Genomic DNA, 15,554 nt, shown 5'->3' with positions numbered 1-15,554 from the left:
GATGAAAAAACATATTTATATACCACTATTACTTTTAGCTTTTACTCTGTCCGTGACGGCTCAAGATGCTGTGTCTATTACAAAAACAGAAGTCTTAACTAGAGTTTCAGAAAATAATACAAGTATTAAGATTTCTGAGGAAGAGTTTAAACAAGCTAAAGCCGATTTTAGACAAACCAATGCAGTGTTTTTACCAAATATTACCGCAAGTCATACTGCTATAGCGACTACGAACCCGTTAATGGCTTTTGGTTCTAAATTGAATCAAGAAATATTAACGCAAAATGATTTTAATCCAGCGTTATTAAACGACCCTTCGCAGATTGAAAATTATGCAACCAAGTTCGAAATTCAACAACCATTAATCAATTTTGATGGCATGTTTCAACGAAAAGCAGCCAAATCTAAAATGGAAGCAATGGCATTAAAAACAGAACGTACACAAGACTATTTAGTTTTTGAAGTTGAAAAAGCATACATGCAATTACAATTGGCCTATAAAGCGGTTGATGTTTTAGATAAAGCATTAGAAGCGGCAAATGCCAATAAAAAATTAGCAGATAACAGTTTTAAACAAGGCTATTTGCAACGTTCAGATGTGTTGAATGTTGAAGTACGAGTAACTGAAGTTCAAAATCAATTACAATCCGCAAAAAGTAATGTGCAAAATGCCTCTAATTACTTATCGTTTTTAATGAACGATGAGACGTATGTGGTTTACACACCAACAGACGAATTAACGGTTTCAACTTTTGAAATGGAAGATAAATCTATATCTGAAAATCGTTCGGATATTAAAGCCATGGAACTCGCTTCAGATGCTTATGAAGCCATGAATAAAGCAGATAAAATGGCTTTTTTACCACGATTAAATGCTTTTGGAAGTTACGAGTTATATGATGACCAAATTTTTCAAGCAGATGCTAATGGGTATTTATTTGGTGCGCAATTAAGCTGGGATATTTTTCAAGGGTCTAAGCGATTTGGGAAAGCACAAAAAAGTAAATCTGAATTCGAAAAATCAAAATTAGAATACAAACAATATGTGTCTCAAAGTAATTTGGAATTAAACAAAGCAAAACGTGCGTTTATTGATGCAGAGAATAAATTGAAATTAACAGCTTTAGCTTTAGAACAATCTGAAGAGTCTTTAAGAATTAGAACTAATAGATTTAAAGAAGGATTAGAAAAAACATCTGATTTATTAATGGCAGATACACAATTTGCTCAAAAACAATTAGAATATTATCAAACCATTTTCGAATACAATTACGCACAAGCATACTTACAATTTTTAACTAAAGAATAATTTTTCCTGCAAGGTTTCTAAAACCTTATAGGTATCAACATAAAACAATAAACATGAAAAAATATATTTACATACTAACGCTTACAGCAATAGCATTTTTTGTAACAAGTTGCGGAAGCGAAGGCAAAAAAGCAATTGAGGATAATACACCTGCAATAAGTGTAAAAACCAGTCGGGTAGAAGCTAATACCAATAGTCCATTTTTGGCGGTCAGTGGGAAAATTCAAGCTGTAAATAGTGCTGATTTAAGTACTAGAATGATGGGTTACGTTAATAAAGTTCATGTTAATGTTGGAGCTAAAGTGCGTAAAGGACAATTATTGGTGTCTATTAATAATGCCGATTTACAAGCCAAACGAGCACAAGTAAATGCTGGCATATCAGAAGCAACAGCTGCTTTTAATAATGCACAAAAAGATTATAACCGTTTTAAAAACTTGTTTGCAGATAATAGTGCTTCTCAAAAAGAAATGGATGATATGACGGCCAATTTTGAAATGGCTAAAGCACGTTTAGAATCTGCCAACCAAATGAAAAATGAAGTTAACGCACAATTTACGTATAGTAATATTACAGCACCTTTTAGTGGAACCATTACAAGTAAAAATGTAGAAGCTGGTGATATGGCAAATCCAGGAGCACCATTAATAAGCATTGAAACGCCAGGACATTTTGAAGTGATGGCTATGGTACCTGAATCTGAAATTTCTGCAATAATAAAAGGAACTACTGTTGACGTATTGGTGAAATCAATTAATCAAACCTTAAAAGGAAAAGTAGCCGAAGTAAGTACATCTGCCAAAAACACAGGTGGACAATATTTGGTAAAAATAGATTTAGACAAAACAGAGGCTAATATTTTATCAGGAATGTTTACTACTGTACAATTTCCAGTAGAAAGAAAAGCAGCGACAGCAATGGTGCTAATTCCAACTGATGCTATTATAACAAACGGACAATTATCGGGTGTGTATACCGTAAGCCAAAGTAATACAGCATTATTAAGATGGTTGCGTTTAGGAAGAACCTATGGAGACGAAGTAGAAGTATTGTCGGGTTTAAATACAGATGAAGCGTATATCGTATCAGCAGAAGGAAAGCTATACAATGGTGCAAAAATTTCAATTCAATAATTAGATTATTATGAAAGAAGGAATCGCAGGTAAAATCGCCAAAGTATTTATGCAATCGAAGCTTACAGTGCTTTTGATGATTGTATTTATGGTGGTTGGTGTATATAGTTCGTTTTTAATTCCGCGTGAAGAAGAACCACAAATCGACGTGCCTATGGCAGACATTTTTGTGGGTTATCCTGGCGCAAGTCCTACGGAAGTAGAATCGCGTGTCATTAAACCTTTAGAGCAATTAATATCGAATATTAAAGGTGTAGAATATGTGTATTCAACGTCCATGAAGGAACAAGGAATGGTGATTGTTCAGTTTTATGTAGGTGAAGATATTGAGCGTTCGTTTGTAAAGATGTACAACGAAATCAATAAACACATGGACCAAATGCCAGCTGGTGTAACGTTTCCGTTGGTGAAAACACGTGCTATTGATGATGTGCCAATGTTGGGTTTAACCTTGTGGAGTGAGAATTATGACGATTACCAGTTAAACCAAATGGCTCAAGAATTAGAGGCTGAAATTAAAAAGGTAAATGACGTAGCTATTACACACAAAATTGGAGGAAGAGACCGTCAGTTACGTGTGGTATTAGATAAGGATAAATTGGCAGCGAGCGGATTAGATTTCTTGTCAGTTTCAGAAATGATTAAGGCTAACAATAGTCAATTAAGTGCTGGAAGTTTTGATAAAAGTGACACGGAGTTTTTGGTAAATACAGGTAAGTTCTTAGCATCTGTAACAGATGTCGAAAACTTAGTGGTTGGTGTGCAACAAAATCAGCCAATTTATTTAAAACAAGTGGCTAAAATTATTGATGGTCCAGAAGTGCCACAGAATTATGTGAGTTTAGGATTTGGAAAAGGAGGCGAAAAATCAGCTGATTATAAGTCTGAATATCCTGCAGTTACTATTTCTGTTGCCAAACGAAAAGGTGCAGATGCCATGAAAATCGCGGAAGTGATTATAGACAAGGTAGACCATTTACGTAGTACTTTAATTCCAGATGATGTTCATGTAGAAATTACAAGAAACTACGGAGAAACAGCGTCTCATAAAGTGTCAGAATTACTATTACACCTTATCGGTTCTATCTTTGCAGTAACCATTGTTGTAATGTTAGCCATGGGTTGGCGAGGTGGATTGGTTGTGTTTTTATCAGTACCAATTACGTTTGCGTTAACGTTGTTGAGTTATTATATGATGGATTACACGCTAAACCGAATCACGTTATTCGCATTAGTATTTGTAACAGGAATCGTCGTCGATGACTCAATTATTATTGCCGAAAACATGCACAGGCATTTTAAAATGAAGCGTTTGCCATTTAAACAAGCTGCTTTATACGCCATTAACGAAGTAGGTAACCCAACCATTTTAGCAACATTTACAGTCATTGCATCTGTATTACCAATGGCGTTTGTATCTGGATTAATGGGACCATACATGGCACCAATGCCAATTGGAGCATCTATTGCTATGATTTTATCCTTATTTGTTGCTTTAACAATTACACCATATTTAGGGTATATTTTCTTGAGAGAAAAAGACAAGAAAGGAGCAGAAGAGAAGCCTGAAAAAGCTGTTGAAGACACGCTTATTTATAGAATTTACAACAAGTTTGAAAGACCACTTTTAGAAAGTAAAGGCAAGCGTTGGTTGTTTTTATTAGGAACTTTTGCAGTATTAATGGGAACTATGGTTCTGTTTTTTACCAATTCAGTAGCTGTAAAAATGTTGCCTTTTGATAACAAGAATGAATTCCAAGTGGTTATTGATATGCCTGAAGGCACCACCCTAGAACGTACTGGTGTTGTCGCTCAAGAGATTTCACAATACTTGTCAAACAGACCAGAAGTCGTTAATTATCAAAACTATGTTGGGACGTCTGCGCCAATTACATTTAATGGTTTAGTGCGTCACTATGATTTGCGTGGTGGAAGTAATATGGCAGATATTCAAGTGAATTTATTAGCCAAAGAAGACCGTTCAGCACAGAGTCATGATATCGCCAAATTAATGCGTCCAGATATTCAGAAAATTGCAGCGAAATATAATGCCAATGTGAAGTTGGTTGAAGTGCCACCAGGACCACCAGTTTTATCTACTATTGTTGCTGAAATTTATGGACCTGATTATGAAGAACAAATTAAAGTTGCAAACCACGTTCAAGATATCTTAAAGAACACAGCCGATGTGGTTGATATTGATTGGATGGTTGAAGACGACCAAATTGAATATCAATTTGACATCAACAAAGAGAAAGCTATGTTGTATGGAGTGGCACCACAGCAAATTGCATACACTATGAATATGGCTTTATCTAATAGAGCGATTACTAATTTGTACGATGAAGATGCTGTTAACCAAATTGGTTTGGTGTTAGCTTTAGATGAAAAAGAGAAATCTACTATTTCCGATATTTCACAATTGAAGGTAAAATCGAAACAAGGTAACATGGTACCAATTTCAGATTTAGTTGATATATCTCAAAATACTGCTGCAAAAAGCATTTATCACAAAAATCAAAAACGTGTGGTTTATGTGATGGCAGATATGGCTGGAGACTTAGAAAGTCCTGCTTATGCTATTCTTGGTATGGAAGAAAAATTGAAAGAAATTCCATTGCCACAAGGCTTTGAGATTAATGAAATGTATTTAGGTCAACCAGAGTTTGAAGATAACTATACTGTGAAATGGGATGGTGAATGGCAAATTACTTTAGAAGTTTTTAGAGATTTAGGTATTGCCTTTTTAGGAGCTATTATTTTGATTTATATATTAATAGTAGGATGGTTTCAAAACTTTAAAGCACCAATTGTTATGATGGTTGCAATTCCATTATCCTTAATCGGGATTATTCTGGGACATTGGCTCATGGGAGCATTCTTTACTGCAACTTCTTTTATTGGAATGATTGCTTTAGCAGGAATCATGGTGAGAAACTCAGTATTACTGATTGACTTTATCAACTTAAGAACAGCAGAAGGTATACCATTAAAACAAGCTGCTATTGAAGCTGGAGCTGTGAGAACCACACCAATTTTATTAACAGCAGGAACAGTTGTCATTGGAGCCTTTGTGATTTTATTTGACCCAATTTTCCAAGGATTAGCAATCTCATTAATGGGCGGAACTATTGTGTCAACAGTATTAACATTGTTGGTGGTGCCATTAGTGTATTATATGATAGAGAAGAAGAATTTTAAGTAAGTCGAGTTTTTCCTGCAAGGTTTCTAAAACCTTATAGGTATGAAAGATTGAAAACTAAACCTACAAGGTTGGTAAAACCTTGCAGGTTGTATAAAAATAGAAACAAATGAAATTAGTCATAGTTACAGCAGTAGAACAGTATCAAAAAGAAGTTTTGAAACTGTTTAAAAAGGCAGATATAGAAAACTTTAGTAGTTCTGAAATTGATGGACATAAAAATAGTTCGTCTTTATTAATGGCTTCTAATTGGTTTCCTGCAGAAAAAGGAGGAAACGAATCTAGCATGTTCTTTTCGTTTACAGATGAGGAACATATAGATTCTTTATTCAAGGCCATAAAAGAATTTAATGAAAATTTAGAAACTAACAATCCTATAAAAGCGATTGTAGTTCCTATTGAAAAATTTATATAAACTTAAAAATTAATTAAAATGTTAAATACATATTTTAGAGTCATCGTTGGTGTTATGGTCTTATTAAGCGTAGTGCTTTCGGTTTACGTGAGCCCAAATTGGATGTGGTTTACCGTATTTATTGGTGTCAACTTAATTCAGTCTGCTTTTACGAAATGGTGCTTGTTAGAAACTATTTTAGTGAAATTGGGTGTAAAAAAATAGGGTGGAAGTTGTTCCTCTTGTTAATTTTATGTTATAGAATGTAACAAATTAAATCTGTTTGCGTCCTATTAGTGTAAAATCATCAATTATGGAATCAAATTATCACACGCTTAAACGCACAGACAATCAATTATTAGTAATCACACATTTATCTCAATTACTAACATACGCCACTGTTTTTGGTGGAATAATAGCACCATTAATTCTATGGGCAACACAGAAAGAACAAGTTGAAGGTATGGATGCGCATGGAAAAGCTATTTTAAACTTTCAAATAAGTCTTATTGTTTATTCATTAATAAGTATTCCTTTAATCTTTGCTCTTGGATTGGGTATTTTAATCTTAATATTAGTTGCAATCTTAGCATTTGTAATGCCGATTGTAAATGCTATAAAAGCTAGTAATGGAGAATTACCTAGCTATCCATTGTCTATTAATTTTGTTAGTTAGTTATTAAAAGATATGGAATTGAAAAGGCTCACCAATTGGTGAGCCTTTTTATATTGAATTAAGGTGCAAGAAATTAATTCTTAATTATTAAGCATTACTGGCATTACAAGCATTGTTACGTGCTCACCTTCATCTAAACCGTCAATTGGTGTTAAGATACCTGCTCTATTTGGTAAACTCATTTCTAACTGAACGTTATCTGAATTTAAGTTATTTATCATTTCTGTTAAGAAACGTGAGTTAAAACCAATTTGCATATCGTCACCTTGGTAATCACAAGTTAAACGTTCTTCTGCTTTGTTAGAGTAATCAATATCTTCAGCAGAAATATTTAATTCTGCTCCAGCAATTTTTAAACGGATCTGATGGGTTGTTTTGTTAGAGAAAATACTAACACGACGTACAGAGTTTAAAAATTGTGTTCTGTCAATTACTAATTTATTTGGATTCTCTTTAGGAATTACCGCTTCGTAATTAGGATATTTCCCATCTATTAAACGACAAATTAATATTGAGTTTTCAAAAGTGAATTTTGCATTAGATTCGTTGTATTCTACTAAAACATCATCATCACTTCCTGCTAAAATACCTTTTAAAAGATTTAATGGTTTCTTAGGCATAATGAATTCTGCTGTTTCCGTTGCACTAACATCGTTTCTAGTATATTTTACCAATTTGTGAGCATCAGTTGCTACAAACGTTAAATTATCTTGAGAAAACTGAAAGAAAACACCACTCATTACGGGTCTTAAATCATCGTTACCAGCAGCAAAAATCGTTTTGCTAATTGCGGTAGCTAAGATATCTCCCATTATGGTAGTTGTGCTAGCGTCTTCAATAGAAACTGCATTTGGAAATTCTGCACCATCAGCATAAGCTAACGCATACTTACCATGATTAGAGCTAATTTCTACCGTGTTATTTTCTTCTACAACAAAGGTTAAAGGTTGCTCAGGAAACGTCTTCAACGTATCTAAAAGTAATCTTGCTGGTAAAGCAATGCTACCTTCTGAGTCACTTTCTACATCAATAGTTGCAGACATCGTTGTTTCTAAATCACTAGCCGAAATAGTTAATTTAGATTGGCTAAGTTCAAATAAGAAATTATCTAAAATAGGTAGAGTATTACTGCTATTAATAACACCTCCCAATACTTGAAGTTGTTTTAATAAATAGGTGCTTGAAACAATAAATTTCATGTGTTCTATATTAATTGTTTTCTATTCTTAATCTGAAACATCCTAATAGAATTTTAAGATAAAATCTAACCTATGAGGCTAAATGTTTCATATTGAATAGATGAGTTTTAATTTTTAGTTTGTGTTACAAATATATCTTAATAGAAGGGTTTTATAAAACAAACTTATTAACAAATTACCCTTACTACAGCGTCTTTTTTAATATAGCTAAGTATTAAATTTACGATGCGTATTTACGTTTTCGTAAATAGTTGAATATAAAGCCAAATAATCCTAAAACTATGAGTGGTAAAGCAATATTAATAAATTGCCAAGTGCCTTTACTGTCTTTTACTTTGTCTGCATCTAAAAACGCTACTGTAATTTCTTTAGCTCTTATGTTTATAAGTCCTGTATCGTCTAATAAGTAATTCACCGTATTTAGAAGAAATTCTTTGTTGCCAAATGATTTTCCAGTGAGTTGATCGAACCCTAATTCTAAAGGCCTATTCTTTATCACTTCATTTTTAATAACATTTCCGTCAGAAATGATAACCATCTTGGTTTTTTGGCTTTTAGACTTAAAGTTATTCACTTTAAAAGGTAAAACACGTTGGTCATAAACAGAAGGAAATTCACCTTCTAATAAAACAGCCAAGTTTTGAGGGCCTAAGTTATAGCTAGCTTCATCTGGAGCTTGAGTTACATTATCTAAAGAAATTGTAGTTGGTGCGCCTTCGGTTTTAGATTTTGGTGAACTTCGTAATAATATAGATTTTTTGATTCCATTTTTTAAGGTGTCAATCGGACTCGCAAAATCAAATTTTACCAAATCTATATTTTTAGTAATTGGATGATTTGGATTTGAAGCTGCTAAAGGAGAATATTGCCATTGCAAAGGTTGCATTTGTGCCTGACTGCCTTCTCCAATTGTTAACATTATTGGAGCTGAGATTAAGTCTTTTACCAAGGTCGGATTTACGCGCACTCCATATTTAAAGAAAAAATCATTTAGTTGTAAATCGCGCATAATAGAAACGCCTGTGCCAGCAGCATTGTACAAACTGTCTTTGTCCATAACCACAGATTCAGTAAGCCATAGACTTTTACCTCCATTCATGGTGTATTGATCTAAAACTAATTTTTCATTTTCCGTAAAAGCAATACTTGGTTTTGCTGAAACAATTAAATCGTAATCTAATAATTTGTTTAAGGTGCCTTGTGGGTTGGTTGCTACACTATCTAATGTAAATTGCGCTAAATTATAATAAGGCTTAATTGTTTTTAAAAAATCAGCAATATAAATATCATCTAATTGGCCATTACCTTTTAAAATCGCAATCTTTTTTTCTTTAGCATTAACGAGCTTACTAAACCCATCAGCAAAGGCATATTCTAAAGATTGGATTGAATTATTAATTTGTTCTTGTAAACCTTGTGTAATGCTTCGTTTTAAAAGCGGAATTTTAATGGTTTGGTCTTTGTAGCTTCCAAAAGCCCATGGAAAAATAATATCTTGGGTTACTTTTCCGGTGCTGTTATCTGTATTTATATAGGGTTCTAAGCCAGCATTTGTTAATTCTTCAATATATTGTTGTCTTGTAGCTTCATCTTTTATGGGATCTATATAATTAACGAAAATTTGGTTAGATTCTAATTGAAATTCATCAACCATTTGTTTCACTTCAGTTTGAAGTAATCTGAATTCTGAAGGAAAATCACCTTCTAAAAACACATCAATAATCAAAGGAGAATCTAAGTCACTAATTAATGACTTTGTAGCATCAGAAAGTGTATAACGATGATCTTTTGTAAGGTCGAAGCGTTGATATACTGAACCCGAAATTGCATTGACAATGATTACTCCAACAACAACAGCAACTATATATAGTATAAATTTATTCTTTTTCATTATCGAAGGTTATTTCTTCTTGATAGGTTTTTAAAGCTATTACTTTTTCATCTTGAAAAGTAATTTCTAAACATTCCTTTTTATCATTAAATGCTCCTGGTTCTATGCCAAGTCCATAATTCCATTTGTTAGTATCATGCGCTTTTTTTGCGTCATCCCAAGAAAGCCATTCAGCATTACCTAAAAGCATTGTTATTTTTTCTTTTGAAGCACCAATTAACGTATCAGATTCCATGGTATTATCAATCATTTCGTAGCGCAATTCAGGTTTTTCTATCCAAGCGTTATTATCAAAATATTTTTGATGATGGTAACTGCTAACAATATTTAGAAAAGGATAAAATAAAAAGAAAAACACAAAAGGTGTAAGCACTAAACTGATGAGTGCAGTTAACCATTTACGTTTATCTACTGTGTTTAAAAATAAAAACAACAGCACAAATACTACGCATAAGAATACAATTAATAATGGTGTAAAAATCATTCTACTGTTTTTGGATTCTAAGTTTTGTAAATAGTAAGAAAGCTAAGGCAATACTAATAAAATAGACTAAATCTCTAGTGTCAATAACTCCACGACTCATACTGTTATAATGTGCCGACATACCTAAGTTTTCCATATAAATGAGGTTATTAAAAACGTTATAATTAGATAAACCTTCAAATCCAAAATAAAAAAAGAAACAGATAAAAACAGCAATAATAAATGCCACAATCTGATTGTCTGATAGGGTAGAAGCAAACACTCCAATGGCAGTATAGGCACCAATTAAAAATAGCAATCCAAAATATGAGCCAATGGTACTTCCTAAATCGAGATTACCTTCAGGGTTTCCTAATTGTGAAACCGTGTATACGTATAATAACGTTGGTATTAGAGCCATTAAAATCAGAGCAAATGCACCAAAATATTTTCCTAATACAATTTGAAAATGAGAAATAGGCTTTGTGACTAACAATTCTAAGGTGCCTTGCTTTTTTTCATCGCTAAAACTGCGCATGGTTACAGCCGGAACCAAAAAAATAAGAATCCAAGGAGCCAATAGAAAAAATGACGATAATCTGGCTAGTCCATTATCTAAAATATTAAATTCACCTTTAAATACCCATAAAAATAAGCCATTGAGTAATAAAAACACTCCAATAACCAAGTATCCAATTGGTGAGGCGAAGAAGGTATTTATTTCTTTTTTTAATATTGCTAACATAAATTAGTATTCAGTTTTTTGTCTTGTGGTCTTATTAATTATAGAGATTACAAGGCTTTTATTGTTTTTTATTTTAAACTCGCCAATTTATCTACACTCCAAGCTTCAGGTTTCCCATTAAACATTGGTTTCGTTTTTGCCCAAACGCCTTTAAACAATTCAGAATGTCTGTAGTTGTTTAAATCGTCTTCAGAACTCCAATAACTATAAGTAAAAAAAATGTTTGTATTATTCTGATCACGATAAAGCTCTAAAAATTGACAACCCTCAAAATTGCGAATCTTTTCTTTAACAGTTTCAAAATTAGCCAAGAATTCTTCAATTTTTGACGGTTCGAAACTCATTTTTACAATTCTTACTAACAAAAGCTTATGGATTTAAAAAGTTAATGGTTACCGTATCCATTGTTTTTAATCCCATTAAAGTAGAAGCGCTACCAACGGTACTATTATTACTTTTATAAACGGCAATTTCTATATAACCAGAGGAATTAAATACAACCATACCTTTACCTTCAAGATTACGTTTAGACGTTTCGTCATCATCGTAATTTAAGATGTCGCTATATTTATTAAATATTATTTTAAACTTATGGTTTCTAGCAAAAACTTCATAGGCTCTACCTTTTTGAAAAGATTCAAAAAATTTACGTTTAATATTTGTGACTACATTGCCATAATTATCAATATAAATGATAGTGCCAATAATTTGATTTTGCTCGTCATTAACAAAAGGATTTAAATTTTTGATTGGCTTTATAGTGTTAATAACTTTTCCTATAACGTCTAATGTACCTCCTCGTGCAATATGGCAAGCCACTTTTACAAAAATATCTAAAACAGGGAAATTGGTTTCAACTTTATCATGGATGTTAATTTCAACTATTTTTTCTGGTACAATTTCAGTGCAAATCATACTCATAATGCCGTTGTTAGCACATATAAAGTAATGGTCGTCTAGTTTTACTGCAATATGCTTATTTTCAGCGCTTAACTCTGAATCTATTCCTATTAAGTGAATAGATCCTTTTGGGAAACTGCTGTATGCATTTTGAATAATGTAAGCCGCTTCAGAGATATTAAAAGGAGAGACATAATGTGAGATATCTACAATTTTAATATCCTCAAGTTCGCTATAAATAGCTCCTTTTATGGCTCCAGCAAAGTGGTCTTTTTCTCCAAAATCAGTCGTTAAAGTGATTATCGCCATGGATTGATTGTTGATATTTTTTTATGATTTGTGGTTGTAAAATTACTAGCTTTGTGTGTAAACAAAGAATTACAAAATTAATAAAAGAAAACAGATTAACACACTAAATGTAGCTCGCTTTTGAATGAACTTATCCTAGAACTCGAAGAAATATCTCCAAAAGAATTCTTCGGAGCGCAAAATGCTAATATTGAACTTCTAAAAAAGTATTTTCCTAAACTTAAAATAGTCGCTAGAGGCAATAAATTGAAGGCCTATGGTGACGAAGATTTACTCGAAGAGTTTGATCGCAGAATGACCATGTTGATGAAGCATTTTGGAAAATATAATAAGCTTGATGAAAATGTGATTGAGCGCGTATTAACTAGTCAAAGCAGCGACGATTATTCAACATCTGCAAAAAGCGATGAAGTTTTAGTACATGGTGTAGGAGGTAAACTCATTAAAGCACAAACAGCAAATCAACGTAAGTTGGTAGAAAGTATGCGAAAAAATGACATGGTTTTCGCTATTGGGCCAGCAGGAACTGGTAAAACTTATACAGGAGTTGCACTGGCAGTTAGAGCTTTAAAGAATAGAGAAGTTAAACGTATTATTTTAACTCGTCCTGCGGTTGAAGCTGGAGAAAATCTAGGGTTTTTACCTGGTGACTTAAAGGAAAAATTAGATCCATACATGCAACCGTTATACGATGCTTTGCGTGATATGATTCCTGCAGAAAAACTAGAAAGCTACGTTGAAAAAGGAGTGATACAAATTGCACCTTTAGCTTTTATGCGTGGCCGAACTTTAGATAATGCCTTTGTAATTTTAGATGAAGGACAAAATACAACGCATGCCCAAATGAAAATGTTTTTGACTAGAATGGGTAAGAATGCAAAGTTTTTATTAACAGGTGATCCTGGTCAAGTAGATTTGCCACGTCGAACCATTTCCGGATTAAAAGAAGCGCTATTAGTATTACAAAATGTGGAAGGTATTGGCATGATTTATTTAGATGATAAAGATGTGATTCGTCATAAGTTAGTGAAGAAAGTGATTGCTGCTTATAAAAGTATTGAAAATAGAGAATAGTGCCTAACTTGTTGTTCGTTAGGTTTTTATGTGTTTTTGACTTGTAATTATATAAGATTAAAGTGAAATCATATAAAATGTGAAGCTGCATGTCTGTATAAATTTGCCGATATAATATAAAACTTATAACAACATGAAAAAAGTACTTTTAATTATCGGAATATCATTAGGATTTAGTCCATTATTTGCACAAGAAGAAGACATAGACTTTAATGCAGACAATTCTTGGCTTAAAGCAGGCTTAACAGCAGGCATACCAGTCGGTGATGCAGATGATGCGTCATCATTTGCTTTAGGTGTGGATTTGAGAGGACAATATTTGTTCAATCCTAATTTAGGAATAGGTTTAGCTTCTGGTTACATCAATTATTTTGGGAAAGATGACAATGATGATTTTGGTATTGTTCCACTAGCAGGATTTATTCGTTATTATTTTACACCAAGTGGCCTTTTCTTCGGCACTGATTTAGGTTATGGTTTTTTAACTGGAGTAGATGACAACGAAGGTGGACTTTATGTTAATCCACAAATAGGTTACCATAATCGTGATTGGAACATTTACGCTTATTATCAAAACACGTTTGCAGAGAACGATATAGATATACAATCTGTAGGTGTTGGTGCAACCTATAATATAAGGTTTAAATAATAGAAAACTATAACAATTGAATTAAAGAGGAGAAAGTTTATTTCTCCTTTTTTTATTGAGTTTATTGTTTGGCCCAAGTAAAGAAATTACATTTGTAGTTCACAATTAAACGATAATTAAATGAGCACTATAGTAGATACCAATTTCAATTTTCCAAATCAGAAAAGTGTTTATAAAGGAAAAGTAAGAGAAGTCTATAACATTAATGATGAGCAATTGGTTATGGTTGCTACAGATCGTTTAAGTGCATTTGATGTAGTGATGCCAAAAGGGATTCCATATAAAGGTCAAATCTTAAATCAGATTGCAACTAAAATGATGAAGGAGACTGAAGATTTGGTACCTAATTGGTTAGTAGCTACACCAGATCCTAATGTGGCAGTTGGCCATTTGTGTGAGCCATTTAAGGTTGAAATGGTTATTCGTGGTTACATGTCTGGTCATGCAGCACGCGAATATAAATTAGGTAAACGCATGCTTTGTGGAGTGGCAATGCCAGAAGGCATGAAAGAAAACGATAAGTTTCCTAATCCAATTATAACACCAGCAACTAAGGCTGAAATGGGAGACCATGATGAGGATATTTCTAGAGAAGACATTCTGAAAAGAGGCATTGTTTCACAAGACGATTATATAGTTCTTGAAGATTATACGAGAAAATTATTTCAACGCGGAACAGAGATTGCTGCAGATCGTGGATTAATTTTAGTAGATACTAAATATGAATTTGGTAAAACTAAAGACGGAAAAATAGTATTGATAGATGAAATTCATACACCAGATTCTTCACGTTATTTCTATGCAGATGGTTATCAAGAACGTCAAAATAAAGGTGAAGCACAGAAGCAATTGTCTAAAGAATTTGTAAGACAATGGTTAATCGCTAACGATTTTCAAGGCTTAGAAGGACAAACTGTTCCTGTAATGAGTGACGATTATATTGAAACTGTAAGCGAGCGCTATATAGAATTGTATGAAAATATTACCGGAGATACGTTTATAAAGGCAGATGTTTCAGATATACAAAGTAGGATTGAAACAAATGTTCTAGCTTATTTAAAACTATTTAATAGCGTAGATTAGAATAGTTAGCTTTCAATATTTCAGTATGATGTTCCACATGATACGCAGTCCACATTATAATTTCACGTACAGGCATCTTACCCATTAAAGGATGAGGAAGTATTACAGTATCTAAATTCTTGTCGCTTATGCGTCTTGTTTTATATTGTAATTTTTTTTCTTCCGTTTGCAGTCTGTTTAAAAGATATTGTTTGTCTGCAAGTGTTGGAATTTTCATGTTTTGAGACCCTTTAAATGTTGTTCCTTTAGCATCTAACAAACGTTCATGATAGCGTTTTACAATAGCATCATATGCTCTAACGGGTCTATTAGCCTTTCCATATTTAAACCGAAGTAAATATTTAGGCATGCTTAACGCATTGTTAAGTGGGATAATGCTTTGCAATAAATGCAAGGTTTGTTGTCCTGTAGTCCATTTACCTTCAGGACCTAATGTCCATAATTCATTTGGCTGATTGTCTAACCATTTGATTAATTCAGAATGTTTAGCATCAATTAAATCTGCAATATCATCTTTATCCATGAGA

General features: G+C 33.0%; 16 protein-coding genes. 9 read left to right on the top strand and 7 right to left on the bottom strand.

The features are described from left to right. The first annotated feature begins 1 nt into the window (after window position 1). The 6 genes from DFQ10_RS12075 (at window position 2) to DFQ10_RS12050 (ending at window position 6,714) form a co-directional block, all read left to right on the top strand. Complete coding sequence (locus DFQ10_RS12075; RefSeq protein ID WP_115817685.1) at window positions 2-1,309, top strand: TolC family protein; 1,308 nt, start codon at window positions 2-4, stop codon at window positions 1,307-1,309. A 53-nt stretch (window positions 1,310-1,362) separates the two neighbouring features. After that, window positions 1,363-2,442: an efflux RND transporter periplasmic adaptor subunit gene (locus tag DFQ10_RS12070; RefSeq protein WP_115817684.1), complete on the top strand. Its 1,080-nt coding sequence runs from the start codon at window positions 1,363-1,365 to the stop codon at window positions 2,440-2,442. Between the two features lie 10 nt (window positions 2,443-2,452). Then, window positions 2,453-5,647, top strand: coding sequence for an efflux RND transporter permease subunit (locus DFQ10_RS12065; protein ID WP_115817683.1), 3,195 nt, complete (start codon window positions 2,453-2,455; stop codon window positions 5,645-5,647). 106 nt (window positions 5,648-5,753) lie between these two features. Continuing rightward, window positions 5,754-6,059 (top strand): hypothetical protein, encoded by a 306-nt coding sequence (locus DFQ10_RS12060; RefSeq protein WP_115817682.1) that lies wholly within the window; start codon window positions 5,754-5,756, stop codon window positions 6,057-6,059. Window positions 6,060-6,077: 18 nt separating this feature from the next. Continuing rightward, the gene (locus DFQ10_RS12055; protein WP_115817681.1) at window positions 6,078-6,263 is read left to right on the top strand and encodes a YgaP family membrane protein; all 186 of its coding nucleotides are present in this window, start codon (window positions 6,078-6,080) and stop codon (window positions 6,261-6,263) included. Window positions 6,264-6,351: 88 nt separating this feature from the next. Beyond that, window positions 6,352-6,714, top strand: coding sequence for a DUF4870 domain-containing protein (locus DFQ10_RS12050; protein WP_115817680.1), 363 nt, complete (start codon window positions 6,352-6,354; stop codon window positions 6,712-6,714). Between the two features lie 80 nt (window positions 6,715-6,794). Here DFQ10_RS12050 and dnaN read toward each other — a convergent pair whose 3' ends face one another. The 6 genes from dnaN to DFQ10_RS12020 form a co-directional block, all read right to left on the bottom strand. Further along, complete coding sequence (gene dnaN, locus DFQ10_RS12045; protein WP_115817679.1) at window positions 6,795-7,913, bottom strand: DNA polymerase III subunit beta; 1,119 nt, start codon at window positions 7,911-7,913, stop codon at window positions 6,795-6,797. A gap of 220 nt (window positions 7,914-8,133) precedes the next feature. Next, entirely contained in the window at window positions 8,134-9,804 is a 1,671-nt protein-coding gene (gene gldG / locus DFQ10_RS12040; protein WP_115817678.1) for a gliding motility-associated ABC transporter substrate-binding protein GldG, read from the bottom strand. Further along, window positions 9,791-10,288 carry a hypothetical protein gene (locus DFQ10_RS12035; RefSeq protein ID WP_115817677.1) on the bottom strand — a complete coding sequence of 166 codons (498 nt, stop codon included), beginning with the start codon at window positions 10,286-10,288 and terminating at the stop codon, window positions 9,791-9,793. The genes gldG and DFQ10_RS12035 overlap by 14 nt, the downstream gene beginning before the upstream one ends. Before the next feature lies 1 nt (window position 10,289). Further along, on the bottom strand, window positions 10,290-11,012 hold the full coding sequence (gene gldF, locus DFQ10_RS12030) for a gliding motility-associated ABC transporter permease subunit GldF (RefSeq protein ID WP_115817676.1): 723 nt from the start codon (window positions 11,010-11,012) through the stop codon (window positions 10,290-10,292). A 68-nt stretch (window positions 11,013-11,080) separates the two neighbouring features. Further along, window positions 11,081-11,377, bottom strand: a complete 297-nt coding sequence (locus DFQ10_RS12025) for a putative quinol monooxygenase (RefSeq protein ID WP_115817675.1) — start codon at window positions 11,375-11,377, stop codon at window positions 11,081-11,083. 4 nt (window positions 11,378-11,381) lie between these two features. Beyond that, window positions 11,382-12,221 (bottom strand): SAM hydrolase/SAM-dependent halogenase family protein, encoded by an 840-nt coding sequence (locus DFQ10_RS12020; RefSeq protein WP_115817674.1) that lies wholly within the window; start codon window positions 12,219-12,221, stop codon window positions 11,382-11,384. 120 nt (window positions 12,222-12,341) lie between these two features. Here DFQ10_RS12020 and DFQ10_RS12015 point away from each other — a divergent pair, with 120 nt between their 5' ends. The 3 genes from DFQ10_RS12015 to DFQ10_RS12005 all read left to right on the top strand — a co-directional run bounded on the left by DFQ10_RS12015 (window position 12,342) and on the right by DFQ10_RS12005 (window position 15,027). Then, window positions 12,342-13,295: a PhoH family protein gene (locus tag DFQ10_RS12015; RefSeq protein WP_115817673.1), complete on the top strand. Its 954-nt coding sequence runs from the start codon at window positions 12,342-12,344 to the stop codon at window positions 13,293-13,295. A gap of 133 nt (window positions 13,296-13,428) precedes the next feature. Then, the gene (locus DFQ10_RS12010; RefSeq protein ID WP_115817672.1) at window positions 13,429-13,944 is read left to right on the top strand and encodes a hypothetical protein; all 516 of its coding nucleotides are present in this window, start codon (window positions 13,429-13,431) and stop codon (window positions 13,942-13,944) included. A 120-nt stretch (window positions 13,945-14,064) separates the two neighbouring features. Beyond that, window positions 14,065-15,027 carry a phosphoribosylaminoimidazolesuccinocarboxamide synthase gene (locus DFQ10_RS12005; RefSeq protein ID WP_115817671.1) on the top strand — a complete coding sequence of 321 codons (963 nt, stop codon included), beginning with the start codon at window positions 14,065-14,067 and terminating at the stop codon, window positions 15,025-15,027. Here DFQ10_RS12005 and DFQ10_RS12000 read toward each other — a convergent pair. Next, a complete protein-coding gene (locus DFQ10_RS12000) occupies window positions 15,011-15,550 on the bottom strand; it encodes a DinB family protein (protein ID WP_115817670.1) in 540 nt (179 codons plus the stop codon). The genes DFQ10_RS12005 and DFQ10_RS12000 overlap by 17 nt on opposite strands. Window positions 15,551-15,554: the final 4 nt, after the last annotated feature.

Origin of the sequence: Winogradskyella eximia (assembly GCF_003386165.1) — a bacterium.
GTDB classification, from domain to species: Bacteria; Bacteroidota; Bacteroidia; order Flavobacteriales; family Flavobacteriaceae; genus Winogradskyella; species Winogradskyella eximia.
This window is presented reverse-complemented; position numbering and strand designations above follow the sequence as displayed.

What these genes read in the sequence shown, in the direction of transcription:
- DFQ10_RS12075 (WP_115817685.1), top strand. Translation starts at nt 2, where the DNA reads ATGAAAAAACATATTTATATACCACTATTACTTTTAGCTTTTACTCTG.
- DFQ10_RS12070 (WP_115817684.1), top strand. Translation starts at nt 1,363, where the DNA reads ATGAAAAAATATATTTACATACTAACGCTTACAGCAATAGCATTTTTT.
- DFQ10_RS12065 (WP_115817683.1), top strand. Translation starts at nt 2,453, where the DNA reads ATGAAAGAAGGAATCGCAGGTAAAATCGCCAAAGTATTTATGCAATCG.
- DFQ10_RS12060 (WP_115817682.1), top strand. Translation starts at nt 5,754, where the DNA reads ATGAAATTAGTCATAGTTACAGCAGTAGAACAGTATCAAAAAGAAGTT.
- DFQ10_RS12055 (WP_115817681.1), top strand. Translation starts at nt 6,078, where the DNA reads ATGTTAAATACATATTTTAGAGTCATCGTTGGTGTTATGGTCTTATTA.
- DFQ10_RS12050 (WP_115817680.1), top strand. Translation starts at nt 6,352, where the DNA reads ATGGAATCAAATTATCACACGCTTAAACGCACAGACAATCAATTATTA.
- dnaN (WP_115817679.1), bottom strand. Translation starts at nt 7,913, where the DNA reads ATGAAATTTATTGTTTCAAGCACCTATTTATTAAAACAACTTCAAGTA.
- gldG (WP_115817678.1), bottom strand. Translation starts at nt 9,804, where the DNA reads ATGAAAAAGAATAAATTTATACTATATATAGTTGCTGTTGTTGTTGGA.
- DFQ10_RS12035 (WP_115817677.1), bottom strand. Translation starts at nt 10,288, where the DNA reads ATGATTTTTACACCATTATTAATTGTATTCTTATGCGTAGTATTTGTG.
- gldF (WP_115817676.1), bottom strand. Translation starts at nt 11,012, where the DNA reads ATGTTAGCAATATTAAAAAAAGAAATAAATACCTTCTTCGCCTCACCA.
- DFQ10_RS12020 (WP_115817674.1), bottom strand. Translation starts at nt 12,221, where the DNA reads ATGGCGATAATCACTTTAACGACTGATTTTGGAGAAAAAGACCACTTT.
- DFQ10_RS12010 (WP_115817672.1), top strand. Translation starts at nt 13,429, where the DNA reads ATGAAAAAAGTACTTTTAATTATCGGAATATCATTAGGATTTAGTCCA.
- DFQ10_RS12005 (WP_115817671.1), top strand. Translation starts at nt 14,065, where the DNA reads ATGAGCACTATAGTAGATACCAATTTCAATTTTCCAAATCAGAAAAGT.
- DFQ10_RS12000 (WP_115817670.1), bottom strand. Translation starts at nt 15,550, where the DNA reads ATGGATAAAGATGATATTGCAGATTTAATTGATGCTAAACATTCTGAA.